This is a genomic window from Paenibacillus sp. CF095, from assembly GCF_900101225.1.
Taxonomy (GTDB): domain Bacteria; phylum Bacillota; class Bacilli; order Paenibacillales; family Paenibacillaceae; genus Paenibacillus.
In genome coordinates, this window is the sequence record NZ_FMZN01000001.1 from 550,178 (window position 1) to 576,108 (window position 25,931).

Annotated in this window: 24 protein-coding genes; 22 read left to right on the forward strand and 2 right to left on the reverse strand. The window is 47.7% G+C overall.

Translation table 11 applies throughout. From position 1 onward, the window contains the following. The first annotated feature begins 36 nt into the window (after positions 1-36). The 3 genes from BLS69_RS02375 to BLS69_RS02385 all read left to right on the forward strand — a co-directional run bounded on the left by BLS69_RS02375 (position 37) and on the right by BLS69_RS02385 (position 5,570). Positions 37-1,221 carry an exonuclease SbcCD subunit D gene (locus BLS69_RS02375; RefSeq protein ID WP_036615059.1) on the forward strand — a complete coding sequence of 395 codons (1,185 nt, stop codon included), beginning with the start codon at positions 37-39 and terminating at the stop codon, positions 1,219-1,221. After that, on the forward strand, positions 1,218-4,637 hold the full coding sequence (locus BLS69_RS02380) for an SbcC/MukB-like Walker B domain-containing protein (RefSeq protein ID WP_091028402.1): 3,420 nt from the start codon (positions 1,218-1,220) through the stop codon (positions 4,635-4,637). The genes BLS69_RS02375 and BLS69_RS02380 overlap by 4 nt, the downstream gene beginning before the upstream one ends. A gap of 627 nt (positions 4,638-5,264) precedes the next feature. Continuing rightward, a complete protein-coding gene (locus BLS69_RS02385; protein ID WP_211175679.1) occupies positions 5,265-5,570 on the forward strand; it encodes a hypothetical protein in 306 nt (101 codons plus the stop codon). A 762-nt stretch (positions 5,571-6,332) separates the two neighbouring features. On the opposite strand, the gene BLS69_RS02390 is transcribed toward BLS69_RS02385, so the two are convergent. Together BLS69_RS02390 and BLS69_RS02395 are read right to left on the reverse strand one after the other, a co-directional pair. After that, entirely contained in the window at positions 6,333-7,466 is a 1,134-nt protein-coding gene (locus tag BLS69_RS02390; RefSeq protein WP_091028409.1) for a bifunctional cystathionine gamma-lyase/homocysteine desulfhydrase, read from the reverse strand. A gap of 1 nt (position 7,467) precedes the next feature. Next, on the reverse strand, positions 7,468-8,391 hold the full coding sequence (locus tag BLS69_RS02395; RefSeq protein ID WP_091028410.1) for a PLP-dependent cysteine synthase family protein: 924 nt from the start codon (positions 8,389-8,391) through the stop codon (positions 7,468-7,470). A gap of 248 nt (positions 8,392-8,639) precedes the next feature. On the opposite strand from BLS69_RS02395, the gene BLS69_RS02400 reads away from it, so the two are divergent. The 19 genes from BLS69_RS02400 (at position 8,640) to BLS69_RS02490 (ending at position 25,890) form a co-directional block, all read left to right on the forward strand. Next, positions 8,640-8,999, forward strand: coding sequence for a histidine triad nucleotide-binding protein (locus tag BLS69_RS02400; RefSeq protein ID WP_024628477.1), 360 nt, complete (start codon positions 8,640-8,642; stop codon positions 8,997-8,999). A gap of 232 nt (positions 9,000-9,231) precedes the next feature. Next, positions 9,232-9,405 (forward strand): 30S ribosomal protein S21, encoded by a 174-nt coding sequence (gene rpsU / locus BLS69_RS02405; protein ID WP_005547957.1) that lies wholly within the window; start codon positions 9,232-9,234, stop codon positions 9,403-9,405. A 15-nt stretch (positions 9,406-9,420) separates the two neighbouring features. Beyond that, positions 9,421-9,864 (forward strand): GatB/YqeY domain-containing protein, encoded by a 444-nt coding sequence (locus BLS69_RS02410; protein WP_017687237.1) that lies wholly within the window; start codon positions 9,421-9,423, stop codon positions 9,862-9,864. Between the two features lie 282 nt (positions 9,865-10,146). Beyond that, the gene (locus BLS69_RS02415) at positions 10,147-11,469 is read left to right on the forward strand and encodes an NfeD family protein (protein ID WP_091034798.1); all 1,323 of its coding nucleotides are present in this window, start codon (positions 10,147-10,149) and stop codon (positions 11,467-11,469) included. A gap of 158 nt (positions 11,470-11,627) precedes the next feature. After that, positions 11,628-12,638: a flotillin-like protein FloA gene (gene floA / locus BLS69_RS02420; protein WP_076332307.1), complete on the forward strand. Its 1,011-nt coding sequence runs from the start codon at positions 11,628-11,630 to the stop codon at positions 12,636-12,638. 13 nt (positions 12,639-12,651) lie between these two features. Next, a complete protein-coding gene (locus tag BLS69_RS02425; RefSeq protein WP_091028413.1) occupies positions 12,652-13,254 on the forward strand; it encodes a hypothetical protein in 603 nt (200 codons plus the stop codon). A 180-nt stretch (positions 13,255-13,434) separates the two neighbouring features. Then, positions 13,435-13,728, forward strand: coding sequence for a sporulation protein YqfC (yqfC, locus tag BLS69_RS02430; protein WP_017687241.1), 294 nt, complete (start codon positions 13,435-13,437; stop codon positions 13,726-13,728). Beyond that, positions 13,725-14,918 carry a sporulation protein YqfD gene (gene yqfD, locus BLS69_RS02435; protein WP_091028416.1) on the forward strand — a complete coding sequence of 398 codons (1,194 nt, stop codon included), beginning with the start codon at positions 13,725-13,727 and terminating at the stop codon, positions 14,916-14,918. The genes yqfC and yqfD overlap by 4 nt, the downstream gene beginning before the upstream one ends. Positions 14,919-14,924: 6 nt before the next feature. After that, positions 14,925-15,896: a PhoH family protein gene (locus tag BLS69_RS02440; protein ID WP_017687243.1), complete on the forward strand. Its 972-nt coding sequence runs from the start codon at positions 14,925-14,927 to the stop codon at positions 15,894-15,896. 16 nt (positions 15,897-15,912) lie between these two features. Further along, on the forward strand, positions 15,913-18,162 hold the full coding sequence (locus tag BLS69_RS02445; protein ID WP_036674803.1) for an HD family phosphohydrolase: 2,250 nt from the start codon (positions 15,913-15,915) through the stop codon (positions 18,160-18,162). Between the two features lie 113 nt (positions 18,163-18,275). Further along, positions 18,276-18,773 (forward strand): rRNA maturation RNase YbeY, encoded by a 498-nt coding sequence (gene ybeY, locus BLS69_RS02450; RefSeq protein WP_036674804.1) that lies wholly within the window; start codon positions 18,276-18,278, stop codon positions 18,771-18,773. Then, positions 18,773-19,144 (forward strand): diacylglycerol kinase family protein, encoded by a 372-nt coding sequence (locus BLS69_RS02455; RefSeq protein WP_017687246.1) that lies wholly within the window; start codon positions 18,773-18,775, stop codon positions 19,142-19,144. Before ybeY ends, BLS69_RS02455 begins: the two co-directional genes overlap by 1 nt. A gap of 302 nt (positions 19,145-19,446) precedes the next feature. After that, positions 19,447-19,860: a cytidine deaminase gene (locus BLS69_RS02460; protein WP_076211616.1), complete on the forward strand. Its 414-nt coding sequence runs from the start codon at positions 19,447-19,449 to the stop codon at positions 19,858-19,860. A gap of 37 nt (positions 19,861-19,897) precedes the next feature. Next, on the forward strand, positions 19,898-20,797 hold the full coding sequence (gene era / locus BLS69_RS02465) for a GTPase Era (protein ID WP_062835494.1): 900 nt from the start codon (positions 19,898-19,900) through the stop codon (positions 20,795-20,797). Positions 20,798-20,901: 104 nt separating this feature from the next. Then, positions 20,902-21,042 (forward strand): YqzL family protein, encoded by a 141-nt coding sequence (locus BLS69_RS02470; protein ID WP_074095877.1) that lies wholly within the window; start codon positions 20,902-20,904, stop codon positions 21,040-21,042. A 33-nt stretch (positions 21,043-21,075) separates the two neighbouring features. After that, on the forward strand, positions 21,076-21,828 hold the full coding sequence (gene recO / locus BLS69_RS02475; RefSeq protein ID WP_091028417.1) for a DNA repair protein RecO: 753 nt from the start codon (positions 21,076-21,078) through the stop codon (positions 21,826-21,828). A 409-nt stretch (positions 21,829-22,237) separates the two neighbouring features. Next, a complete protein-coding gene (gene glyQ, locus BLS69_RS02480) occupies positions 22,238-23,125 on the forward strand; it encodes a glycine--tRNA ligase subunit alpha (protein ID WP_017687252.1) in 888 nt (295 codons plus the stop codon). Next, positions 23,118-25,193, forward strand: coding sequence for a glycine--tRNA ligase subunit beta (gene glyS / locus BLS69_RS02485; protein ID WP_091028419.1), 2,076 nt, complete (start codon positions 23,118-23,120; stop codon positions 25,191-25,193). Before glyQ ends, glyS begins: the two co-directional genes overlap by 8 nt. A 208-nt stretch (positions 25,194-25,401) precedes the next feature. Then, positions 25,402-25,890 carry a YaiI/YqxD family protein gene (locus tag BLS69_RS02490; RefSeq protein ID WP_047843776.1) on the forward strand — a complete coding sequence of 163 codons (489 nt, stop codon included), beginning with the start codon at positions 25,402-25,404 and terminating at the stop codon, positions 25,888-25,890. Positions 25,891-25,931: the final 41 nt, after the last annotated feature.

Sequence of the window (25,931 nt, forward strand, 5' to 3'; positions counted from 1 at the left end):
TTATGGATTTCATATGGGAGAGGGGTGGAACGGACGATGCGTATTTTGCATACAGGGGACTGGCATTTGGGAAAAACGTTGGAAGGACGAAGCCGACTGCGTGAACAGGAAGATTTTGTTGATGAACTCGTCAGGGTGGCTGATGAGCAGCAGGCGGATGCCATATTGATGGCCGGAGATGTGTATGATTCGGTGAATCCTCCCGCAGCGGCGGAACAGCTTTTTTATGAAGCGGCAGCGCGTCTGACGGAGCATGGAAGACCTCTTGTGGTGATTGCAGGAAATCATGATCAGCCAGAACGTGTAGCTTCTGTAACTCCACTTGTGAACAGACAGGGCATTACACTCGTAGGGATGCCTACTTCAGAAGCGGTGACCATCCATGCAAAGCGAACCGGAGAAATTGCACAGATTGCCGCATTACCTTATCCTTCTGAAGCCAGATTGAATGAACTGCTGACAACAGATGGGGACGAAAATGTGCTTCGTCAGGCATACAGTCACCGTGTGGGCATGTTAATGCAGCGTCTGGCAGCTTCTTTTCGCCCGGATACCGTGAACTTGGCCATGAGTCATATCTATGTGCTCGGCGGACTTGAGAGTGATTCGGAACGTCCGATTCAGATCGGTGGGGCCTACACGGTGGACCCTTCATCTTTATCGACTGGTGCGCAATACACGGCACTTGGCCATCTTCATCGTGCACAGGCTGTCAAAGGAGACGGTGTGATTCGATATAGCGGTTCTCCTCTCGCCTACAGCTTCTCGGAAGCGGGGCAGAGCAAGTCTGTTACGATGGTTGATCTGGCACCGGGCGGAGCTGCACAGGTGGAGGAAGTTTTGTTAACGTCCGGGCGTCCGCTTGTGCGTTGGCAGGCCCGTGGTGGTCTGGCAGAAGTATATCGCTGGCTGGATGAGGGGCGTGATCCACAGGCTTTTATCGACATGGAAGTGTGGCTGGACGAGGCGATGTCCCTGAAGGAGATTCAGCAGCTGCGAAAATCACATGAAGGTATCATTCATATTCGCCCGGTGTATCCCGAGATGGCAGCAGCAGGACTTTTGGAACAACGATCCGAGCTGCCGGTCCACGAACTGTTCCGTAAATTTTATCAGCGTCAGACGGGTGGTGCACAGCCGGAAGACAGCCTGGTACAGCTTTTCCTGGAACTTGTGGATGAAGACGAGCCGGGTGTGCGTGAGGAGGTCGAGGAAAGATGAAGCCCATTTTATTAAAAGTTGCCGGACTGCAAAGTTATCGGGAGATGCAAGAGATTGATTTTACCGTGCTGACAGAGACGGGGCTATTCGGTATTTTCGGTCCAACGGGTAGTGGTAAATCTTCCTTGCTCGATGCCATCACACTCGCCATGTACGGAAAAGTGGAACGCGCGGTGAACGGGACGCAAGGCATTATGAATCATGCAGAGGATTCGTTGTCGGTTGCTTTTACATTTGAACTGATGTCGGCGGAAGGCGCTCGGAGGTTCCGGGTAGAGCGACGTTTCAAACGAAATAATGAAGTGTCGGTGAGTAACACGATCAGCAAATTCATAGAGACGGTCAATGGCGAAGAACAGGTACTTGCCGACAAATTGGCAGATGTTAATCGCTGTGTTGAAGATGTGATCGGTTTGAAGATGGATGATTTTACACGGGCAGTGGTGCTTCCGCAAGGGAAGTTTGCCGAGTTTTTGTCACTCAAAGGCAGTGAACGTCGCCAGATGCTGCAACGATTATTCCATCTGGAAAAGTATGGGGACCAGTTGGCCATCAAATTAAGTCGGCGGGTCAAGGATAATGATATGGTTCACCAATCTCTCGCTGCAGAGCAACAGGGACTTGGCAATGCCAGCAAGGAGACGCTGGAAGAAACGAAACGTCTTCTTCAAACCGCTGTTCAGCAGTCTGAATTGTCCCGCAAAGCGCTGGATGAAGCTGCAAAGGAAGCTGAACAACTGGGTAAAATCCGTGAGTTAAGTAACGAACGGCAGGCCCGGACGGATGAACAGCAGAAGCTGAAAGCACTGGAACCACAGATAGAGGCAGGCGAACAACGGCTGAAACAATCCGTTGCGGCAGATGCAATACTGCCTGCGTTGCAGACGGTTCGAGATGCCACGACTACACAGAAGCAGCGGGAGGATGCCGCCGAAACAGCTCATCAGCAAGCACTGGAACATGAGCGTCTGGCTGTTCAGGAAGCGGATAAGGCTGAGACGGCACGTAAGCAAATGACTGAGGAAGAACCGAAACTTTTGCTGCGCTTGGAGCAACTCGAACAAGCGAAAGAGCTGCAACGGGAACGGGACGGGCTTCAGGCCGATTGCTCGCGCCTCGCGCAGCAGCTGGAACAGGGGCAGGGCGAACAGACTGCGCTGGGACAGCAGCTTGAGAAAGAAAAGGAGCTGCAACAGCGCGGACGCAAACGGCGTGAGGAACTACAGGAGAGCCTCAAGCCAAATGAAGTGAAGTCAGAGGAACGCAGGCAACTTCAAGCTGCGCTTGAACTGAAACATCGTGTGGATACTGCCGCGGAGCAGTTGCAGCAAAACAAGGCCGACATGCAAGCCTATAAAAAGTCGGCAGAACAGGGAGCCGACAAGCTGAAGGCGGCGGCTGAGGAAGAAAAACGCCTGAGTGATCAGCGTCAGCATCTGGTAGAACAGGCGTCAGCAGGTCTTGAGGCCTTGCTTGCCTGTGAGCAGGATATTAGCCGCGAACAAAGCCTGCTGGCCCTTGCAGAGGAACAGCTGCGTGGCACGATGCGCGAGCAGGAGCTGCACCGGCTGTCCTCCGCCTTGCGCGCCGAGCTGCGTGACGGCGAGCCATGCCCGGTGTGCGGCTCGCCGCATCACCCACTCCCGGCTGCGCCGCCGGGAGAAGGTCCGCACGCAGGCGATGCGGACCTGGAACTGCTGCGCAGCCTGCACGCGGAGCTGCAGGAGCTGCGCTTTGGGCTGCGCCAGCAGCTGCACGAACGTCGCAGCCTGCTGACGCAGCTTGGCGCTGCGGCCGGCGAAGCTCCGGCCGCAGCCGAGGCCGCGCCTGCGGCAGCGGAGCCCGAGCCCGCCGGGTCGCCCGAACACGGGCGCTCCCCGGCAGGCTGGGCATCGCGTGCCGCTGCGCTGCGCGATGCCGCGCAGGCGTTGGCTGCCGCAGCAGCGCCGCTCCAGGCCGAAGCCGCCGCGTTGCAGCAGGCGGCTGTAGGCGCGCAGCAGCGCCGCATGGAAGCGGCAGCTGCGCAGGAGGCCGGCCGTGCCGGGCTCGCCCAGGCGGAGCGCAAGCTGGCCGAGAGCGAGGCTGCAGCGGCTGCCTTGCAGGGCCGCTGGGCCGCGGAACTGCCCAGCATCGCTCAGGAGGAGGCCAAGGCCCTCTATCAGGCGATGCAGGAGCGCGATGCGCGCGCCGAAGACATCAAGGAACGTCTGAACAAAAGCGTGACGTTCCTTGAGGAAAAAGACCAAATCATTCAATCTCTCCAGCAGAAGCTGGTTGAATTGGATAAACAACTGATTCAGTGGCAAACGGAGTGGCAGGGCAATAGCAAACAGCTGGCCGAGAAGGAAGAACGTTTACGCCAGTGGGTAGGGGAGCAGCGGGTAGAGGATCTGATTGCTGCGGCTCAGGCTCGTCTGGATGGACTGCGGAAAGCAGCTACAGACTTGGCACAACGCTTCAAAGAAGCGGACACGCTGAAGCAGGAATCAGCCAAGAAAGACGTTATGGCTCAGCAGGCAGCCGCCTCGGCCACAGAACATCTGCAGCAGGCACAGGAACGGTGGAAGCAATTGCTGGAACAATCCCCGTTTGACTCGGATGATGCTGTTGTATCCGCGGCGATTCCTTCCCACGAAGCCGAGCGACTGGCAGGAGAGATCCAGCAACACCGTGAACGTGAGCGTGAACTGGCATCCCAGTTGCGTGAATTGGAACAAAAGCTGGGTGGTGCTGTCGTATCAGAGGAACAGTGGTTAGCCTGCACCGAACGTTTGCAGCAGGTCCGAATTGAGGACGAGGCTGCCCTTCGTGCTAAAGCACGTGCAGAACGTGATCTGGAGGATGTGGAGCAGCGACATGTTCGCTGGACCGAACTGGAGAACAAGCGGGTGGAGGTAAGCCGTCAAGGCGAACTGCTCAGCAAGCTGCAATCCGCGTTCAGAGGCAATGCTTTTGTCGAGTATATTGCCGAAGAACAACTGATGCAGGTTAGTCATGCGGCATCTCAGCGTCTGCGCTTCCTGACCAAACAGCGTTATTCACTGGAGGTGGATTCCGGTGGTGGTTTTGTGATTTGTGATGATGCCAACGGGGGAGTCAAACGACCGGTATCAACGTTGTCAGGTGGCGAGACATTTTTGACCTCTCTGTCACTGGCTTTGGCACTGTCGGCCCAGATTCAACTGCGAGGTCAGTACCCACTTCAATTCTTCTTCTTGGATGAAGGCTTCGGTACACTTGACCCTGAGCTGTTGGATACCGTCATTACGTCTCTGGAAAAATTGCATGACGACCGATTGGCTGTTGGTGTAATCAGTCATGTGCCTGAACTGCGTGCACGCTTGCCGCGCAAACTTGTAGTGATTCCGGCAGGTGAGGCCGGAAACGGCTCACGGGTGGTCTTGGAGACCCTGTAGAGGGCAATGTGTAAGCAATATAGATCATAGAAGAGCCTCTAATAGTCCAAGCAAAATGAATAATAGAGGTTGTTCAAAAAGTCTGCTTTTGATTTCGAATGGTGCCTAGCGGCATCATCAACATCGAATATGGAATTCAGCCGAAATAAGTAGGGGCTTACGAAGGTTGTTTCCTTCGGAAACATTGCGGTTGCTCACGTAGCTCTATCTATGCTCCGCTACTCCATTTCTAGCTTTATCCCGTCTTTTTGGTACTGAAAACCGCCCTTTTTAAACACGCACTATTACGGAATATTATTTTTGTAAAAATATTTCTCTTCTTGCTTTTATAACATAGCGGAGTGAGTTACATCACAGATACAGGTTCATCCCGCTGTTATACTACAGTTAAGCCGACAAACTTTATTTAAGTACCCCGGCGGACATCTGATCAGGACGTTTCCTGAATAGATGTCCGCGCAGCAGACTTCCAAGGAAGCCGCTCACGGGGTGCTTCTTTTTTGTGTTTTTTCGTCAGTAGTGTCAATTCGCCCAGTTCTGAATACCATGAAAAGGTGATCAAGAGCAGAATCAGGGAGGCGTTGGCAAGTGGAAAAGGTGGAAGCGAAGAAATTATGCAAGGAACACATGCACCGTTATGTATGTGTACAGATGAATGACGGTATGCACTACGATGGCATTATGGAAAATGTGGATGACGAAATGATCTACTTGGCTGTTCCCGTTGGACCAGAAGCCATGGTGAATCATGCGAACTGGGCTCCAAATGCAATGCCGGGAGCGAACTATCCGATAGGTCATACTCGCGGATTTTATCCAGGTTACGGCTACCCTACGCCTTATCCGTATTATGGTTATGGCCGTAGACGTTTTAACCGACTGGTGCTCCCGTTATTTGCGCTTACAGCGTTAACCCTTTTACCGTACTATTGAAATTAAAAAAAAGGCATAACTACAGTGATTCATTCTCATGCTTCTTATGAAAATCCTCGAAAATAACAAGCTGAGGATGGATGTTTCATTCATGGTACCGTACAGCATGGAATAGAGAGGTCTTATCACATACAGAGTCTCAGCCCGATGTATCGCGACAGTCATTGCAATACAACTGGCAACATATCGAATATCCAAAAAAGGTCATGCCTGTGCAGAAGCGAACTTCTGTAAGGCATGACCTTTTTTTGAACCTAATTAGTGTAAGGTAGATGATGAACTGATGGCACATAGCGTGTATTTAAACCTGCTTAAATCAGAAGCGGGCCTTCACGTGTCCGTAGCAGAGGCGTACCGCATCCTGAATATGCGAGAACGTTCCCATGTGTGAGCAAATGATCAAGACACCGCAAAAATTTTAATTCTCTATTCGATAAAAATCTTCGCTTCGGGGTGGAATCGCTGCTGTTCTCTTGCCCACGGTTGGAGGAGCGGAGCATGGTGTGCGAGCGCTGACGAATCTGAGGCATCTTATTCAAGGTTTTGAAGCGCCCGCCAAAATTTTAAGGAATCTGAGACACGTTATAACCGTATAAAGAGCCGTTTTCAGCATTTTTTGAGGTTATTTTGGGAAATAACGTGCCTGATGTTCCTTATAATTTCCAATGAGGGCCTGAACATCAAATAAGACTTCCTGTGTTCCTTAGAAAATCTTCGACTACCCATTCACGAGTATCAGCCAGCACGGACTTCAAAATGCCCTTAACCTAATGCAGATTTCAAATCCTCAAGTAAATCCTCAACATCCTCGATCCCAACGGAGATCCGAATCAAACCATCCGTGATCCCCAATTCTTGCCGACGCTCATAAGGAATGGAGGCATGCGTCATTCGGGCAGGTACAGAGATTAAACTTTCCACCGCGCCCAGGCTTTCAGCCAATGTGAAGTAATGGACTTTGCTTAACACGTCATCTACTTTTTCAGCACTGCCTACATCAAAGGAAACCATACCGCCATATCCTCTCGCTTGCGTGGAAGCGAGCTTATGCTGTGGATGGTCGGGCAACCCGGGATAATAAACTTTGCTCACCGTTGGATGCTGATTCAGAAATGTCACAAGCTGCTCTGTATTGCTTTCTTGCGCTTCCATCCGCAATCCCAATGTTTTAAGACCTCGCATTAACAACCAGGAATCCATGGGTCCCAGGACTGCGCCGATTGCATTTTGGATAAAATGCAGATCTTCTCCAAGTTGCTCGCTGTTAACAACCGCAAGTCCTGCCACGACATCACTATGACCACCGATATATTTCGTTGCAGAATGCAGTACAATATCTGCCCCCAGAGCCAGCGGTGTCTGCCAATAAGGCGTACTAAACGTGTTATCCACGATGAACAACAATTCATGTTGTTTCGACCATTTCGCTACAGAAGCAATATCGGTGACCTTGAGTAACGGATTGGTAGGTGTTTCTACATAGATGGCCTTCGTATTGGACTGCAAAGCTTGCTCTAGTGCTTGTAGTGAGGTGGTATCTACAAAGGTAGACTCGATCCCCAGACGATTCAGCACCTTGGTGAAAATGCGATAGGTCCCGCCGTATACGTCATCCGTTAGAATGACGTGATCTCCAGTTTTCAACAGAGACATTACAGCGTGAATTGCAGCCATTCCCGAACTAAAAGCAAAACCTCGAACGCCATCCTCCAGCTCTTTAATAACTTCTTCCAACGCATGACGGGTAGGGTTGCCTGTACGTGAATACTCGTATCCTTTGTGTACGCCAACCGATTCTTGCTCATACGTGCTTACTTGATAGATCGGTACACTCACTGCTCCAGTGTGTGGATCACCAACAATACCTGCATGAATCAGCTTGGTTTTTGGTCTCATTTCATTGACCTCCATTATAGATATTTTGGCTTAAATACCGTTCGCTGCTATCCGGAAAAATAACGACGATGTTACTTCCCGGAGGTGCATGAACGGCTTCGTTTAATGCGGCTTGCATAGCTGCACCTGAGGAACTTCCTACCAGTATGCCTTCCAACAAGGCCAGATCCTTGACCCGCTCAAAGGCATCTTCATCTGAGATCGTATGAATGGCATCAAAGTAACTCACATCCATAAAAGAAGATAACGTTTCGACCCCTATTCCTTCTGTACGATGTGGTCCCGATGGACCTCCTCCGAGAATCGAACCTTCGGGTTCTACGATACATGTTTTAATTAACGGGTTTTGCTCCTTCAAATAGCGAGACACTCCCATGAAAGTTCCGCCAGACCCGGCTCCGGCGATATATACATCCACCTGCCCGTTCAGATCACGCCAAATCTCAGGGCCCAGATGTTCATAATGTGCGAGTGGGTTATCCGCATTGGAGAACTGACCTGGAATATACGAGTCCGATATTTCTTTCGCCAGCGATTCCGCCTTGCGTATGGCACCAGTGATTCCTTCGGATGTGGGTGTGTTGACGACCGTAGCACCAAGGGCTTTCATCAACTGCTGCTTCTCAACGCTGAACTTCTGAGGTACGGTGAAAATGACCTTTAAATTCAGGCCTACAGCCGCCATTGCAAGACCAATTCCTGTGTTGCCTGCGGTAGCTTCTATCACCGTTCCACCTGGCTTAACATCTCCTCGTGCCAAGGCCTTCTCCAATAAAAACTTGCCGATCCGGTCTTTCACACTTCCTCCAGGATTCATGAATTCCAGTTTGGCGAACAGGCGGATTCCTTCCGGTAATGGATAACGAGTTAATTCAAGCAGAGGCGTATTACCTATAAGTTCCTGTACATGCTGATAAACGGTCAAATTAACCAATCTCCTTTTGTGTGTCATTAACCATACATATTTGTTTAATTGGGAAAAGTGCGTGATAAAACCATATTTCGATAAAATGGCTTGGTATACATCCAATGTTGTATAGTGTTCGGCTCGATGATAGATGGAGAGTTAACCTAGATTAACCTGGTTGTGTGTCTAGAGATTGGACGTGGGTTTTTACTTCTAGTATGATAGAAGGGAATACATACACTGGAATACAAAGGAGGGTATGAACTATGGATTGCTTATTTTGCAAAATTGTAGAGGGCAGCATTCCCTCCAATAAAGTGCTTGAGAATGACCATGTTATCGTTTTTCATGACATCCAGCCCGCTGCACCGACGCATGTTCTTGTCATTCCGAAGAAACATATTGCTTCCATGAATGAAGTTACTGCAGAAGATCTGCCATTGATCGGCGAGATTCATCTGGCTGCTCAAGAAGCGGCGAAGCGTCTTGGCGTGGAGGAGACAGGATATCGCTTAATCAACAATTGTGGTAAAGATGGAGAACAAACCGTTCATCATCTGCATTACCATTTGTTGGGTGGTACCAGACTTGGCGTGTTGACAAGTCTGTCCGATTCTCACAAATAAACGAGCTGATGGGTACTAATATTGAGGATTTAGTCATATGCATTAAATCCACGAATGTGTGACCAAATGCTTATATAATGAATTCATTTCATAATACCTTTGAGTTATAAAATGGATTCAATTAAGTGATCATTACATTGAGGTTGACACCTTTATTACCTTTCGCCTATAATGAAAGATGATGAACCGTGTTATTGCTCTTGGACGGTCTGGTCGGAGGGAGGGAAAACTGGTGTCTGAAACTAAAGTTCGCAAAAACGAGACTATTGATGCTGCACTTCGTCGTTTTAAACGCTCCATCGCTAAAGATGGCGTATTGGCTGAGGTGAAGAAACGTAAGCATTATGAGAAGCCAAGCGTAAAGCGCAAGAAAAAGTCCGAGGCTGCTCGTAAGAGAAAGTTTTAGGAGGATTTTAACTACATGAATCTTAGCGAACGATTGAACGAAGATATGAAGCAAGCGATGAAGAGTAAGGACAAGTTCAGACTCTCCAACATTCGGTTGATTCGTTCGACGATCAAGAATCTTGAAATAGATTTGAAAAGAGATTTGGATGACAACGAAGTGCTTGATATCCTGAGTCGTGAAATCAAACAGCGCAAAGATGCCCTCCAAGAATTTGACAAAGCGGGCCGTGAAGATCTCGCGGCAAATGCAAAAGCGGAAATTGAAGTACTCATCCAGTACCTTCCCACACAGCTTACCGAAGAAGAAATTAAAGTTATTGTACAGCAGACCATCCAGGAAACCGGTGCTTCTTCGAAAGCCGAGATGGGGAAAGTCATGGCGGCCCTTATGCCGAAAGTTAAAGGCAAAGCGGACGGCAAACTGGTAAATCAAGCAGTTCAACAATTTCTGCAATAAAGCAAATCAATAAACACCTTCTGACTTGTCAGGAGGTGTTTTTTCCATTTATCAGAAAGTATGATGTCCTTGGGATGACGAAATTTCTTTTTAATGGTTAATATATATTATTATGGATTTTTATTCTTGCAATTGATCGAGTTTTCAAATATAATTTTAAGATTTTGAAACGAAATGTTGCATTGCACGTAATAAATACCATAAGCTGGACAGTATAACATTAATGGAAAAGGGGGGACTATTGTGAAGGGAAAGCGCCGGAAGAAGCTTACGGGGCCATTGATGCTCTTAATGCTGCTGACGCTGTTGCTTCCTGTCTGGATTGGATCACCGTCAGCGCATGCAGCTGAGAAGAGTGGTGCCGTATATATTATTCCGGTTGATAAACCAATCGAGCAGGGACTTGGCAAGTTCATGGAACGCGGGTTCAAGCAAGCAGAAGAGATGAATGCTGGCCTGATCGTTCTTGATATCAATACGCCGGGAGGCCGTGTCGACACTGCAGAAGCATTGGGTACCCTGATCAAGGACAGTCCGATTGAGACTGTTGCATTTGTTCGTGGAGATGCTGCTTCAGCCGGGAGTTTTCTGGCTCTGAATGCAGATAAGATCGTAATGTCACCAGGCAGTATGATTGGTGCGGCAGCAATGGTCGACAGTACAGGTAAACATGTTGATGATCCAAAGCTTGTTGCATTCTGGAAAAGCAAAATGCAGGGAGCGGCTGAAATCAGTGGTCGTGATGGCAAGATTGCAGCTGGAATGACGGATGTTAACATCGTTGTTGAAATGCCAGAGATCAATAAAACCAAGCAAAAAGGTGAAATTATTGCTCTCTCGGCTGAAGAAGCGCTGAAAGTTGGTTATGCCGACCACATCAGCAACACACCGGAAGAAGCGGCAGCTTGGGCAGGTTACAGTCAGGATGACCTATTTAAGGTAGAACGAACGACAGCGGAGAATATCTCCTCTTTTCTTACCAATCCGGTTGTGATGACTGTGTTATTATTCCTCGGAATCGCGGGTGTAATCATTGAATTGATTGTTCCTGGTTTTGGAGTTCCTGGTATTGTAGGTATCGTGTGTTTCGTGTTGTATTTCTCGGGTAATTACATTGCGGGATTTGCCGGAGCAGAGACATGGGTGCTATTTACCGTCGGACTCATCATGATGATTCTGGAGATGTTTATTCCGAGCTTTGGTATTCTGGGGATTTTGGGATCAATTGCGCTTGTGGCCGGTGTTGTAAGGGCTGCTTATGATACGAGTGATGCATTTGTATCTCTGGGTATCGCTTTTGGAGCAGCACTGGTAGTCATTGCGATCATCTCAATTATCTTTAAGGATCGAGGGATATGGAATCGGTTCATATTGAGTGACAGCATGTCTGCGGATCGGGGTTATTCATCAGCCACAGAACGCAAAGAGCTGGTTGGTCTGCAAGGAATCAGTCTGACACCACTTCGTCCTTCTGGAACAGCGATGTTTGAAGGGGAACGAATTGACGTTGTGACGGACGGAGATTTTATTCCCATCGATACTCCGATTATTGTGATTAAAGCGGAAGGTACCCGGATTGTGGTTCAGCAAGCTTTGCCGGTGTAACTCGCTCTGTTGTCGAAGCGGATTAACGCTTCGGCAATGTACATAACCATTAGCTGAAGCTGCCAGCGTGGTGCATTCTTTAATTTTAGCAGCGGACTTATGAATGCCTTCTCAAATATTTTTATCAAATTCTAATTGCAAATGGAGGAAATTAAACAATGGACACATCTATGATTACGATTTTGCTCATTGCGGTAGTAGGTATTATCGTATTGAGCGTATTCTTCAGCTTTTTCCCGGTTATGCTCTGGGTTTCAGCGATTGCATCCGGCGTACGTGTAAGTATTATTACTCTGGTAGCGATGAGACTGAGACGTGTAACGCCTAGCCGTATCGTTAATCCAATGATTAAAGCAACTAAAGCCGGTCTTAAACTCTCAATGAACCAACTGGAAAGTCACTTCTTGGCCGGTGGTAATGTTGACCGTGTTGTAAACGCTCTGATTGCTGCACAACGTGCCAACATTCCACTCGAATTTGAACGTGCTGCTGCTATTGACCTCGCAGGTCGTGACGTATTACAAGCCGTACAAATGAGCGTTAACCCACGTGTTATCGAAACACCGATTGTCTCTGCGGTAGCCAAAGATGGTATTGAAGTTAAAGTTAGAGCGCGGGTTACGGTTCGTGCCAATATTGACCGTCTCGTCGGTGGTGCTGGTGAAGAAACGATCATCGCCCGTGTTGGTGAAGGTATCGTAAGTACAAACGGTTCCTCCAATTCTCACAAAGACGTCCTGGAAAACCCGGACCTGATCTCCCGTACCGTATTGTCCAAAGGTCTGGATGCAGGTACTGCTTTTGAAATCCTGTCCATTGATATTGCGGACGTTGATGTAGGTAAAAACATTGGTGCCTTCTTGCAAACAGAGCAAGCAGAAGCTGACAAACGTATCGCACAAGCGAAAGCGGAAGAGCGTCGCGCAATGGCCGTAGCCCAAGAGCAAGAGATGAAAGCACGCGTAGTGGAAATGAGAGCACGCGTTGTAGAATCCGAATCCCAAGTACCTTTGGCAATGTCTGAAGCTCTGCGTAGTGGTAAGATTGGTGTTATGGACTATATGAACCTGAAGAATATTGAAGCGGATACTCAAATGCGTAATACCTTGGGAAAACCTGGTGAAGGTTCGAATTCCAACGATCAGGGTGATTCCAAAAACGGAAGATAGGCGGTGAGTGCATATGGGCCTATTTGAATGGATTTTTGATAATCTGTATATTGTGGCCGTCATCGGTTTTGCGCTCTTCTCTTTCTTGGGGAAAGCTGCCAAATCGGCTGATCCGAACAAAAAGCGTCCTGCCAACGGGATGCCTACGTTTGGAGGCAGCGGTGATTCAGGCCGGGATGAACGCTCAAGAGACAACTCATCTCCGCAGCAGCAGTCTTCCGGACCTGCAGACCCACGTTATGATGAACAGTATGACGATCGGTATGATGACGTGCAATATGAGAATCAGTATGATCAGCCGTACTCGGAGCCTGCTGCATCTTCTCGCCCCGCAACTGACTACAGAAGTGAGGGCACGATGAGTGCCATGGAAAATTCACTTGAGGAACAGATGAGAGGCATGGAAGAACAGCAGCGCTTGATTGAAGAACGTTTGAATCGCATCTCTTCTGCGAATCGGCCAGTTGTGTCTGATTCCAGTTGGGATGAGACCAGCATTGATGAATCGGGAGCGTCTCCGCTTCGTCCTGCTGATATTCGCACAGGTGTCCTGTGGGCAGAAGTACTGGGTTCTCCTCGTTCCAAACAGCCGTTTGGTACAAGAGGGAAACTGTAAATAAGTTAAGTTGCTGGACGGAAATAAAGCCGTCTCTGGTGAGCATAAAGCCGCCGGAGACGGCTTTTTCTGTGTTCTATCCTTTTTTCTCAACATTCGTCCCTAACACGCCCCGGAATTTTCATAAATTCATGAATCTGCGCATAAGTTGAACTGTAGAGGAAGGGGGAAGACCTTCGAATGACCCGGATCAGCCGCAAGCTGCGCAGATGGACCAGTGAAGTGTTGGATCTGCCGCAGGATGTGCTTTATGATATGCCACGGTTAACCCTGATCGGCAGTAAGCAACTGTATATAGAGAATCATCGCGGTGTCATCCATTTCACCCCGGATCGCATCGTGCTGGCTCTTTCCCAAGGCCAGTTGGAGATCAAAGGAACTGCCTTGGTGATACGTAACATTTTGCCGGATGAAGTAGCTGTTGAAGGAACGATTCTGGATATTCATATGAATGGAGTGGAGGGGAACGGATGAAGCAGCCCAGTCTGTACAAACTGCGGGGAGCAGTCCGAATCACGGTCACTGGGGGAGACATTGAAACATTGATCAACACGGTGGCAGAGCAGGGGCTGGAAGTGTGGAACCTGCGTGCTTACGATGGACGCGTGGCAGAGATGAACATTCTGCTGCCGCATTTTTTCAGGTTGCGTCCTGTGTTGAAACGGACAGGCTGCAGGGTGAAAGTAACCCATCGCAGCGGTTTCCCCTTTTTTGCTGCCCGTTTATTGCGGAGGAAGTTCTTTCTTGGGGGTATGCTGTTTTTTGTAGCAGCTTTGTTTGCGTTGTCGTCCATGGTATGGAGTGTGGAGGTCAAGGGTAACGTCACCATTCCCACCGACGAGGTGCTTGCAGCAGCGAAGAAAGAGGGTATATATCCTTTGCAATGGGGGTTCCGTCTGCAAAGCCAAGACAAGCTCTCCAGACAGCTTGCACTCGCTCTGCCGGATGTAACATGGATTGGCGTGAGCAAAGAGGGGACAACCATTACCATTCAGGTCGTAGAATCGGCGCAACCCAAGCGCGAACCATTGCTGAATCCCAGACATTTGATCAGCAAGTCAGATGCTGTGGTCACTCAAATCTATGCGGAGCAGGGACGCCCTGTTGTTCAAAAGGACATGCGTGTCAAAAAGGGTCAGGTATTGATCTCGGGGATTCTCGGGGATGAGGAGAACACTAAAACCATCGTTGCCAAAGGCGAAGTTCGTGGTCTGGTATGGCGTGAGTATCAGGTAGAGGTTCCGCTGGTGCAAAAACATAACACAATGACAGGTGAGAGCAAAGAACGTTTTTATATGGTGCTGGGAAAATGGGCGATCCAACTGTGGGGGTACGGAAGTACACCGTTCAGTTCATTTGATACCGAGAGTAATCATAAACCATTGACGTGGCGATCCTTTACACTTCCCATGGGTTGGCTGACAGAGAAAGATCTGGAGACCCGAGAGCATGAGCAACAACAGACGATAGAATGGGCCAGAACGAAAGGATTGGAAGGAGCAAGGAACGATATTATCGCCAAAAACGGCAAAGGAACAAAAATTATAAGTGAAAAAATTTTGCATGAGAAGAAAGAGAATGGTAAAGTTTATATGAAAGTCTTATTTGAAGTAGAAGAAAGCATTGCGGAAGAACTTCCGCTAGTCCATAGTCAAGGAGAATGAGGATATTTGTCAGAGCAAACACGCAGCATACAAATCTCCCTCCAGAGTGCGGGAGAGGGCCAATCTCTTTTTGGACCCCAAGATACTTTTCTTAAACTGATTGAATCCGAGATTCCCGCCCAGATTGCATCCCGTGAAGCGGAGATTGTGATATTTGGCAACGCACAGCAGGTGGAATCGCTTGAACAATTATTTGACGTGTTACTGCAATTGATACGCAATGGATATGTGTTAACCGAGAGAGATGTGAAGTATGCGATTGAACTTGCCAAGGATATGCGGGCAGACCAGCTATTGGATCTGTTCAAGGGTGAGATTACAACGACATACCGAGGTAAACCAATCCGTGTTAAAACCATTGGGCAGAAGCACTATGTAACTACAATTAAAAAACGTGATATTGTATTTGGCATTGGTCCTGCCGGTACGGGTAAAACCTACCTTGCTGTTGTACTGGCTGTTGCCGCAATTAAAGAAGGCAGCGTCAAACGCATTGTGCTCACACGGCCTGCTGTTGAAGCGGGAGAGAGTCTTGGTTTTTTGCCAGGTGATCTTCAAGAAAAGGTAGACCCGTATCTGAGACCGCTGTACGATGCCCTGTATGACGTTATGGGACAAGAACAGACCGCTAAGGCACTGGAGCGAGGGTTAATCGAAATCGCGCCACTCGCCTACATGCGGGGGCGTACGCTGGATGACTCCTTCATCATTCTCGATGAAGCACAGAACACAACGCCGGAACAGATGAAGATGTTTCTGACTCGTCTTGGTTTTGGCTCCAAAATGGTCATCACCGGAGACGTGACACAGATTGATTTACCGCGTGGTAAGAAATCCGGGCTTGTGGAAGCGAATACGATCTTGAATGAAGTTAACGAGATTGGATTTGTCTATTTTGCCGAGCAAGATGTTGTACGGCATTCCCTTGTCCAGAAAATTATCGTGGCTTACAACCACGCCGCAGAAAATCAAGCATAGAAAGGGATTGTCTAAAGTGACCTCGAAGGAACCGTCAAAAGGCAAATCTTTTCAGAATAAGGCTACAGGATGGAAGTATAGCGTGTGGGCACGCTATCTTCTGTTTTTGTTTCTGGTGATTCTTTTCTACGTCAGTCTGGCTTCCAAGCTGCTCCCTGAGCGGTATGATATTCAGGAAGGTACACGGAGTGAAGTGGATATTGCTGCGCCCATGCAGATTCCGAATAACAAGGCCACACTCAAAGCACAGGAAGAAGCTGCGGAACGGGTACAGCCGATATTTCAGATTGTCCAGTTACGAAACGAAAATTTGATGACTACCCTGCTTGATCGTGTAGATCGATTAAATCAGGATGATCAGATTTCAAGTCAGGACAAGATTGATATTTATCGTGATGAAATTCCGCAGCGTCAGAAAGATTTTGTGACCAACTATATCAATAATAATCGGAAAGCCGGTACATACTCCGAGACTCTTTTGGAAGAGATCAGAAATGTGGTACAGGAGCAAAGCTACCGTATTCCTGAAGAAACTTACATCAAAATCTCGCGTCTGACATCGGATGATATCCAGGAGATGAAACCGGTTGCGAGGGATATTGTTGCTCGGTTAATGACGGATCAGATCAGCGATGCAACTACTGCCCGTGCCAAAGTAGCTGAGATGGTGAGTGTCAGCTCTCTTGGTAAGCGTACGCAACGTGAGGTCGTGCAAGAGCTTGCTCGCCTCGTGGTGACCGCTAACCGCTTCTACGATGAAGAGGGAACGAAGGAAGCGAAAGTGCAGGCGCGTGAGAACACGCAAACTGTCTTTATCAAGCAAGGGGACACATTAGTTGCCAAGGGTGAGATGATCACCCCGGAGATGTATACTTTGCTGGATGAAAATGATTTGCTGAAAAATGAAGTGAACTACTGGCCGCAGCTTGGACTTCTTATGTTTTCCTGCCTGTTGTCGGCAGCCATTCTGATGTATATTCAGCAAGGCAGCGGAACGCATTTCAAATATAATAATGCGCAGCTGTTGATGCTTGTTCTCATTTTTATTATTACGATTGTAGTTATGCATGTGACGGCGATTATCCAGACTAATGAGAGGTCCTATGTTGGCTTCCTTGCACCTGTTGCGGTAGGAGCGATGTTAATTGCCTTGTTACTGGATACCTCGCTTGCCTTTGTATGTTCGATATTGATCGGTATGTTGTCCAGCATCATTTTGAATACCCATCAGGGTCAGCTTTTTGACTTCGAATTAGGTTTCTTCGCTGTATTGGTTTCATTTGTTGCGATCTTTGCAACTCATAAGGCTAGCCAGCGATCAACGATCCTGAAAGGAGCCATTATGGTCTGTCTGTTCGGGTCCATAGCCGTCTTCACCTTGGCTTTGATTGACTCGGGCGATTGGAATCGAACCACGACACTGTATGGCGTTGGGTTTGCATTTGCGGGTGGCGTATTAACTGCCATACTGGTCATTGGGCTGATGCCATTTTTCGAAACTTCATTTGGCATTTTGTCAGCGCTCAAACTGGTAGAACTGTCTAATCCGAACCATCCGCTTCTACGTAAGTTGCTGACGGAGACACCGGGTACCTATCATCACAGCGTTATGGTAGGCAATCTGTCTGAAGCAGCAGCAGAAGCCATAGGAGCTAACGGATTGCTCTGCCGAGTGGGTTCGTATTATCATGATATTGGCAAGACGAAGCGCCCCATCTATTTTATTGAAAATCAGAACAATATGGAGAATCCGCATGATTCAATTGATCCGAAACTGAGCAAATCCATTATCGTAGCCCATGCGCGCGATGGGGTGGAAATGCAGAAGGATTACAAGCTGCCCAGACCTATTCGGGATATTGCGGAACAGCACCACGGCACGACATTTCTCCACTATTTCTATCACAAAGCACTGCGCCAGGCGGAAGAAGCAGGCGTTGAGCCTGATTTCACGGAAGAAGATTTCCGTTACCCTGGGCCAAAGGCTCAGTCCAAGGAATCGGCTATTGTTGGCATTGCCGATAGTGTGGAGGCTGCTGTGAGATCTTTGCGCAAACCGACAGTGGAGCAAGTGGAGTCCATGATTGAGAAGATTATTAAAGGACGATTGGACGATCATCAATTCAATGATTGTGACCTTACGATGCGTGAACTGGATATCGTCGCCAGAACATTAAAGGAAACGGTGATGGGTATCTTCCACTCCAGGATCGAATATCCGGAGGAGATTAAGAAACCAAAGCCGACTTCACCCGAAGCAGGCTAATTTAATAATAGTTCGTGTTCAAAAAGGTTGGTTTTCAGTACCGAGAAGATGGGATGAAGTTAGAAAGTCTTTTTGAACAACCTCTAATATTAGTAGATAGGAGTTATGAAGGAATGAGTCTTAATCTGGCATGGAATAATGAACAACAGGATAAAGAAATTACAGAACCGATGATTGCAATGCTGGAACAGTTGCTGAACCTTGCAGGAGAAGCGGAAGGTGTTGCAGACGGGGAAGTGGCTCTGACTTTTGTAAACGATGAGCAGATCCATGAGTTGAACCGTGATTATCGCGGCATTGACCGTCCTACGGATGTACTGTCTTTTGCGATGAACGAAACGGTTGATGAAGAGCTTGATATTATCTATGAGCTGGACGAAGATGAAGAAATGGAAGAGATGCCGGATGTTCTTGGTGACATCATCATTTCCGTACCACGGACCATCCTGCAAAGTGAGGAGTATGGACACTCATTTGAACGTGAACTTGGTTTTCTGTTTGTCCATGGTTTTTTACACCTGCTCGGATATGACCATCAGGATGAAGCAAGTGAGGCTGAAATGATGGGTAAACAAGAAGCGGTATTGGCCCAGGCCGGGTTGACACGATAATGAAAAGGCGCTCCTGGGGTCTGGTATTCCGCAATGCTGCGGAAGGAATCGCATATGGGTTGCGGACTCAGCGTAATGTGAGAGTTCACACGGGAGTGGCTATTTTGATGTGTGTAGCCGGCTTTTTTTTCAGAATCTCAAGAACGGATTGGATGTTTGTGCTGACCGCTGTCTTTTTGGTGCTGGTGACTGAATTGATGAACACGGCTGTAGAGGCAGCGGTTGACTTGGCACACCCCCATATCCATCCGCTGGCAAAAGCGGCAAAGGATACCGCGGCCGGGGCAGTTCTGCTGGCAGCGGTATTCGCCGTCATCATCGGTTGTATCGTTTTCATTAAGCCGGTGATGAGCTGGCTGGGTTTGTACTGATTTTGTTTTGATTTTGATTCGTTTTGTGATTTTAATACTACACAACTTTGTAAAGTTAGACCTTTTTTAAGTTGAACTTATAGACGTTACACGATAACGAAGAGGACAGAAATAAACCTGTAGAAGCGAAGCGTTCGCCTTTATCCCCGGATTTTTACTTTGAAAAAGTGAATCAAAAAATCTGGGGATAACAGCGATCGAAGGGTTATTCTGGACTCGGAGTGGCTAGTGTAAAATTGGCTTTGGTTGAACTTAATTCGTAGGTACTAACTTTATATTGCACCCTAAGGGAGAGAATAATGATGGATAACGGTTTGTTAATGCAAGAAGCAATTAAGGCACGTACGAAGGCGTATACGCCTTACTCCCATTTTGGTGTAGGCGCGGCTTTGCTTGACAGTGAAGGTCATGTGCATCATGGTTGTAATATTGAGAATGCTGCTTATACCCCAGGTAACTGTGCTGAGCGTACAGCGATGTTCAGTGCCATTGCAGGTGGGCAGAAGCCTCGCAGCTTCAAAGCGATTGCCATTGTGGGAGACACGGATGGTCCGATTGCTCCATGTGGCGTATGTCGTCAGGTCATGTACGAACTGTGTGAACCGGATATGAAAGTTATCTTGGGGAACATGAAAGGTGATCTGCAAGAGACCACCGTTGCTGAACTGTTACCTTGGGCTTTTGGGCCTTCTGATCTGAATTCTGCCAAAAAATAAACCAATATTCCAGGCCTAGGCGCCTGAGGAGGAACATATGAAAAAACAAGCATTTAAATCCGGTTTTGTAGCTATTATTGGACGTCCAAACGTAGGTAAATCCACACTGATGAACCAGGTGATCGGACAGAAAATTGCGATCATGTCGGACAAACCACAAACCACACGTAATAAAATTCATGGTGTATATACATCCGAACATCAGCAAATCGTATTCTTGGACACACCGGGTATTCACAAACGTCAATCCAAACTTGGCGATTACATGAACCAGACTGCTCTGAACACACTTGGAGAAGTAGAAGCAGCGCTGTTCCTGATTGACGCTTCGGAAGGCATGGGTGGCGGTGACCGTTATATTGCAGAACAGTTGAAAAATATTCGTACGCCTGTCATTCTTGTCATGAATAAAATTGACAAAATTGAGCCGGAAGCGCTGCTGCCCCTTATTGAGGAGTATCGCAAACTGCATGATTTCGCTGAAATCGTGCCTGTATCTGCCATGCTCGGCAGTAATGTAAGCACACTATTGGAACAGCTCGGCAAGTATTTGCCAGAAGGTCCACAGTACTATCCTGATGACCAGGTTACTGACCATCCGGAGCAGTTTGTATGTGCAGAGTTGATCCGTGAGAAAATTTTGCAGATGACTCGTGAAGAAGTGCCACACTCCATTGCCGTAACGATTGAGGATATGAAAGTGCAAGATAACGGTGTCGTATATATCTCAGCTGTCATTTTTGTGGAACGGGATTCGCAAAAAGGGATCATTATCGGGAAGCAGGGAGCCCTTCTGAAAGAAGTGGGTAAGCGAGCTCGACACGACATTCAGAACTTGCTCGGCTCCAAAATTTTCATGGACCTGTGGGTTAAAGTGAAAAAAGACTGGAGAAATCAGGATAGAGTTCTGCGTGACCTTGGCTTTGGCCGCGACTGATCGTCGGAATTGTATCCAGTAATTGCAACACATAGTTTACCTTGCAAGACTCCATCCTATTTGGTAGATGCAGACGTCATTTCCGAAGAGAGGATGAAATTCCGATGCGAGATTTTTCGTGGAAGGTTTTTGCGATGACGGGGGATGTAGAGTCCTATTTGTTATATACCGAGGCATGTAACTCGTTAGGACAGGAGTCGGATAACGCAAGGGAAGTGATTGAAGATGAAGAAGCCGAAGGATAATTGGCTGATTCGGGAATGGTTAGGTGACGAGGCATGCTATACAGGGTGGAAGGGATTGTCATCCGCAGCATGGACTACGGCGAAGGGAACAAAATCATTACGCTTTGCACCGAAAGCGGCGGGAAAGTAGGAGTACTCGTCCGCGGTGCCAAAAAGCCCAAGAGCCGACATGCTGCACTGGTGCAGCCGTTTACGTATGGTCAATATGTATATTTTCGAAATACAGGTCTAGGCACACTGAACGCTGGAGAAATTGTTGAATCTTATCATGAGTTGCGTGAAGATTTGGTCAAGGCCTCTTATGCCTCTTATGCGTGTGAACTATTGGATCGTGTGCTTCAGGATGAAGAGACGGGGACATTTTGGTTCAAACAGTTAAAGGCGTGTTTGCAGGCGTTGAAGGAAGAGAAAGATCCGGTTGTTATTACAAGTCTGTACGAAATGAAAATATTACAGGCATCTGGATATGGTCCACAGTTTGATGAGTGCATCTCCTGCAACCAGGAGCGACCAGATGAGCAGTTGTTTATGAGTCCCAGACTTGGTGGCGTCTTGTGTCGAGCATGCAAACATTTCGATCCTCCAGCCATGTCAGTAAGTCCAAAGGCTCTGAAGTTGTTGCGTTTGTTCGCGCAGTTGGATCTGCAGCGCTTGGGGAATATATCAGTGAGTGAGTCTACCCGTGATGAGATCAAAAAGTTGATGCGTGCCTTTATGGATCATCAGCTCGGTCTGAATCTTAAATCCCGTTCTTTCCTCGATCAGATGGAGAAGTACGGGATTTGAGGCGTTTTGGTGGAAGCGAAACTATATCTTGACTTCATACTAGATTTTATATATTATGAAATATAATTTCTCTTTATGAGACATGCATTGAACGAGAAAGTAAAAGACTGGATTTATTGCTTTCATGGACACAAGTCGTGTATAACACTTGGTAATCATGAATGAGCGAGCCGGGGATGGTGGGAGCCTGGCTGAATCGGTCTTTGAAACGGCACTCGGGAGCATGAATGGACACGGAAAAGTGGGCTGGAACGAACAGGATCATCCTGTTTGATCTAAGCCAAGTAGGGTGGAACCGCGGGAATAGCTCTCGTCCCTACGTCTGTACAACAGGCGTAGGACGGGGGCTATTTATTGTTGTCTTCACCGTCCTAAGCTTGCTAACAAACCATTGAAAAGGAGCATGATTATGAATTTTCAGCAGATGATTCTAACGCTGCAACAATTCTGGGCCGAGCATAACTGTATTATTGTCCAGCCATACGATACGGAAAAAGGGGCAGGTACGATGAACCCGATGACCTTTTTGCGCTCGCTTGGACCCGAACCTTGGAAAGTGGCCTATGTGGAGCCTTCCCGTCGTCCTTCGGACGGACGTTATGGTGAGAACCCTAACCGGCTGTACCAGCATCATCAGTTCCAGGTAATCATCAAGCCTTCACCGGACAATATTCAGGAAATTTACCTGGAAAGTCTAAAGCGTCTGGGCATTGATCCGCTCAAACATGATATTCGGTTTGTTGAAGATAACTGGGAGAATCCTTCCCTCGGTTGTGCAGGTCTTGGTTGGGAAGTATGGTTGGATGGAATGGAAATTACACAATTTACGTATTTCCAACAGGTTGGTGGAATCGAGACAAATCCGGTAGCTGTTGAAATTACGTATGGTATGGAGCGTTTGGCTTCTTACATTCAAGATAAAGAGAATGTGTTTGATCTGGAATGGGTGGAAGGTATCACTTATGGTGATGTATTCCGTCAGCCAGAATTCGAACACTCTAAATATACGTTTGAAGTATCTGATGTCAAAATGCTGTTTACACTCTTCAACATGCATGAAGAAGAAGCAAACAAGGCCATGGCGCAGCATCTGGTATTCCCGGCATATGACTATGTGCTGAAATGTTCCCACACGTTCAACCTGTTGGATGCACGTGGAGCTATCAGTGTAACGGAACGTACGGGTTACATCACACGTGTCCGTAATCTGGCTCGCCAAGTCGCTGCAACATATATGGAAGAGCGTGAGAAGCTAGGCTTCCCGCTGATCAAGAAAGGGGGAGCCGAGCATGTCTAAGGATCTGTTGTTTGAAATCGGGCTGGAAGAAGTACCTGCACGCTTTATGCGCGCAGCAATCGCACAGCTGCAAGAGCGTGTCGTGAAATGGCTTGACGCATCCCGCATTGCTTATGGTGAAGTGAATGCATATGCTACACCGCGCCGTCTGGCTGTTTTGATTCAAAATGTGGCTGAAAAACAGGAAGATATCGAGGAAGAAGTGAAAGGTCCTTCACGCAAAATTGCCCTGGATGACAGTGGCAATTGGAGCAAGGCTGCACTCGGATTCGCCCGCAGTCAAGGTGTTGAACCGGACCAGTTTACGTTCAAGGAACTGAACGGTGTCGAATATATCTATGCAACGAAGAGCAGCAAAGGTGTGGAAACGGCTTCTGTGGTTGGGGAAGGATTACTTTCTGTATTACATGCCATGACGTTCCCGAAATTCATGCGTTGGGCTTCCTATGATTTCAAATTTGTACGTCCAATCCGCTGGATTGTGGCTATGCTCGGCAGTGATGTTATCGATCTGGAAGTGACAGGTGTTAAATCGGGTAATGTAACTCGCGGACATCGTTTCCTGGGTAAGGAGGCCGTGATCTCCACTCCGTCTTCATACGTGGAAGTGTTGCGTGCAGAACATGTCATTGCTGATATCCAGGAACGTGAACAGATGATTGTATCCCAGATTCAGGCACTGGCTGCTGAGAAGAAATGGGATATCGCGATTAAGGAAGACTTGCTGGAGGAAGTCCTGTTCCTGGTGGAAACACCTACCGTATTGTTCGGGACATTTGACTCCTCATTCTTGAATATTCCACAAGAAGTATTGATTACTTCCATGCGTGAGCATCAGCGTTATTTCCCTGTACTGGACAATGAAGGACAATTGTTGCCATTCTTCGTGACGGTACGTAACGGTGGAAGTGATTCACTGGACGTTATTGCCAGAGGGAATGAAAAAGTTCTGCGTGCACGTCTGTCTGATGCCAAGTTCTTCTATGAGGAAGATCAGAAGCTACAGATTAAGGATGCATTGTCGAAGCTGGAAAGTATCGTCTTCCAGGAAGAGCTCGGAACGGTTGGAGATAAAGTGCGCCGCATTCGCAAGATTGCCGATGGACTTGCTGCCAAACTGCAAGTATCCGGTGATGTTGCTGAATCTGTTAGCCGCTCAGCAGATATCTGCAAATTCGACCTGGTGACACTGATGGTGGGTGAATTCCCGGAACTGCAAGGTGTGATGGGTGAGGATTACGCTCGTAAAGCCGGCGAAAAAGAAGAGGTAGCTAAAGCGGTATTTGAACACTATCAGCCACGTTTCGCTGGAGATCAATCCCCGGCTTCTCTTGTTGGTGCCATTGTGAGTGCTGCGGACAAAATGGATACAATCGTGGGTTGTTTCTCCATCAACATTATTCCAACAGGTTCTCAGGATCCTTACGCGCTGCGCCGTCAGGCTGCAGGTATTGTACAGATTTTGCTGGATCACAAGCTTCCGCTGACATTGTCAGACGTGTTCGGAGTAGCACTTCAAGTACATGCCCAGATGAACCTGTTGAAACGTGCAGATGAAGAGGTTCGTAAAGATCTGCAAGACTTCTTTGGTCTTCGTGTGAAAAAATTGTTATCCGAAACCGTTCGCTACGACGTAGTGGATGCCGTAATTTCTTCCGGATTCGATGATATCAGCGCTGTGGTTCCAAAAGGTGAAGCGTTGATGGCGGCTGTTCTCACAGGAGACGCATTCAAAACAACGGTTGAATCGTTCAACCGTGTGGGTAATCTGGCTGCCAAAGCATCCAATGCTTCCGTACATCCAGAACTGTTCACAGAAGATGGAGAACGTCAGCTACATGAGGCATGGAGCAAAACGAATGCAGAATATCGTCAGGCGTTGACTCAGCATCATGCTGCTGAAGCACTGGCTATTGCATCTGCCTGGAAGGATGGTATTACCTCATTCTTCGATTCGGTTATGGTTATGGCTGAAGATGAAGCTGTTCGAGCGAATCGACTTGCCTTGCTCGCGGCTATTGATCGTGACTTGAAAGGATTTGCTGATTTTTCCAAGTTGGTTTGGTAATTGGACGTATTTCATGAGTCCTTTTCCACAGACTTTGCGCAAAGCTAAAATTCAGTATTAAAGAAGGATATATGAGGGTATAAATATACGGAACGGGTTGTGAAATGTATTTTTTACAACCGCTCCGTATTTTAGCCTTTGATTTCCCTTGTTGTGGCAGAAGGATTTTGCCTGGCCGGGGTCGTATATAACAATATGCAGCTATTTTATGAAACCGGGTGGTCTGGGTTTGAGTGAGTTAAATATACGTCACATTGTTGTGGATGGTGATGCTTGCCCGGTCAAAACCGAGATTGCGCAAACCGCTCGCCTTTTCAACATCCCCGTATTGTTAGTCTCTTCATTTGATCATTTGCTTCAAGGAGGAGAAGGGGTACGAACCGTGCAAGTGGATCGCAGTGATCAGAGCGCAGACCTGTATATTGCTAATCATATTAAGCCATATGATGTGGTTATCACTCAGGACTATGGACTTGCGGCACTTGCGCTCGGCAAACGTTGTTATGTTTTATCCTTTCGTGGTCGTGAGTTCAACGATCGTGACATTGATTTCATGTTGGATTCTCGTCATACTGCGGCCAAAGCACGAAAAAGAGGCCATTACGGGAAAGGCCCAAAGCCTTTCACAGAGCAGGATCGAGAAATGTTTCAACATAAACTGACAAAACTTTTAAAAGATTTGCAGGAGAATGTGTAAGTTTATCGAATTATATTTACGTGTTGAAGAGATGAAGGTGG

Excerpts from the sequence above, each read along its gene's own strand:
- BLS69_RS02375 (WP_036615059.1), top strand. The coding sequence starts at position 37 with ATGCGTATTTTGCATACAGGGGACTGGCATTTGGGAAAAACGTTGGAA.
- BLS69_RS02380 (WP_091028402.1), top strand. The coding sequence starts at position 1,218 with ATGAAGCCCATTTTATTAAAAGTTGCCGGACTGCAAAGTTATCGGGAG.
- BLS69_RS02385 (WP_211175679.1), top strand. The coding sequence starts at position 5,265 with ATGCACCGTTATGTATGTGTACAGATGAATGACGGTATGCACTACGAT.
- BLS69_RS02390 (WP_091028409.1), bottom strand. The coding sequence starts at position 7,466 with ATGAGACCAAAAACCAAGCTGATTCATGCAGGTATTGTTGGTGATCCA.
- BLS69_RS02400 (WP_024628477.1), top strand. The coding sequence starts at position 8,640 with ATGGATTGCTTATTTTGCAAAATTGTAGAGGGCAGCATTCCCTCCAAT.
- BLS69_RS02410 (WP_017687237.1), top strand. The coding sequence starts at position 9,421 with ATGAATCTTAGCGAACGATTGAACGAAGATATGAAGCAAGCGATGAAG.
- BLS69_RS02415 (WP_091034798.1), top strand. The coding sequence starts at position 10,147 with ATGCTCTTAATGCTGCTGACGCTGTTGCTTCCTGTCTGGATTGGATCA.
- floA (WP_076332307.1), top strand. The coding sequence starts at position 11,628 with ATGGACACATCTATGATTACGATTTTGCTCATTGCGGTAGTAGGTATT.
- BLS69_RS02425 (WP_091028413.1), top strand. The coding sequence starts at position 12,652 with ATGGGCCTATTTGAATGGATTTTTGATAATCTGTATATTGTGGCCGTC.
- yqfC (WP_017687241.1), top strand. The coding sequence starts at position 13,435 with ATGACCCGGATCAGCCGCAAGCTGCGCAGATGGACCAGTGAAGTGTTG.
- yqfD (WP_091028416.1), top strand. The coding sequence starts at position 13,725 with ATGAAGCAGCCCAGTCTGTACAAACTGCGGGGAGCAGTCCGAATCACG.
- ybeY (WP_036674804.1), top strand. The coding sequence starts at position 18,276 with ATGAGTCTTAATCTGGCATGGAATAATGAACAACAGGATAAAGAAATT.
- BLS69_RS02455 (WP_017687246.1), top strand. The coding sequence starts at position 18,773 with ATGAAAAGGCGCTCCTGGGGTCTGGTATTCCGCAATGCTGCGGAAGGA.
- BLS69_RS02460 (WP_076211616.1), top strand. The coding sequence starts at position 19,447 with ATGGATAACGGTTTGTTAATGCAAGAAGCAATTAAGGCACGTACGAAG.
- era (WP_062835494.1), top strand. The coding sequence starts at position 19,898 with ATGAAAAAACAAGCATTTAAATCCGGTTTTGTAGCTATTATTGGACGT.
- BLS69_RS02470 (WP_074095877.1), top strand. The coding sequence starts at position 20,902 with ATGCGAGATTTTTCGTGGAAGGTTTTTGCGATGACGGGGGATGTAGAG.
- recO (WP_091028417.1), top strand. The coding sequence starts at position 21,076 with ATGCTATACAGGGTGGAAGGGATTGTCATCCGCAGCATGGACTACGGC.
- glyQ (WP_017687252.1), top strand. The coding sequence starts at position 22,238 with ATGAATTTTCAGCAGATGATTCTAACGCTGCAACAATTCTGGGCCGAG.
- glyS (WP_091028419.1), top strand. The coding sequence starts at position 23,118 with ATGTCTAAGGATCTGTTGTTTGAAATCGGGCTGGAAGAAGTACCTGCA.
- BLS69_RS02490 (WP_047843776.1), top strand. The coding sequence starts at position 25,402 with ATGAAACCGGGTGGTCTGGGTTTGAGTGAGTTAAATATACGTCACATT.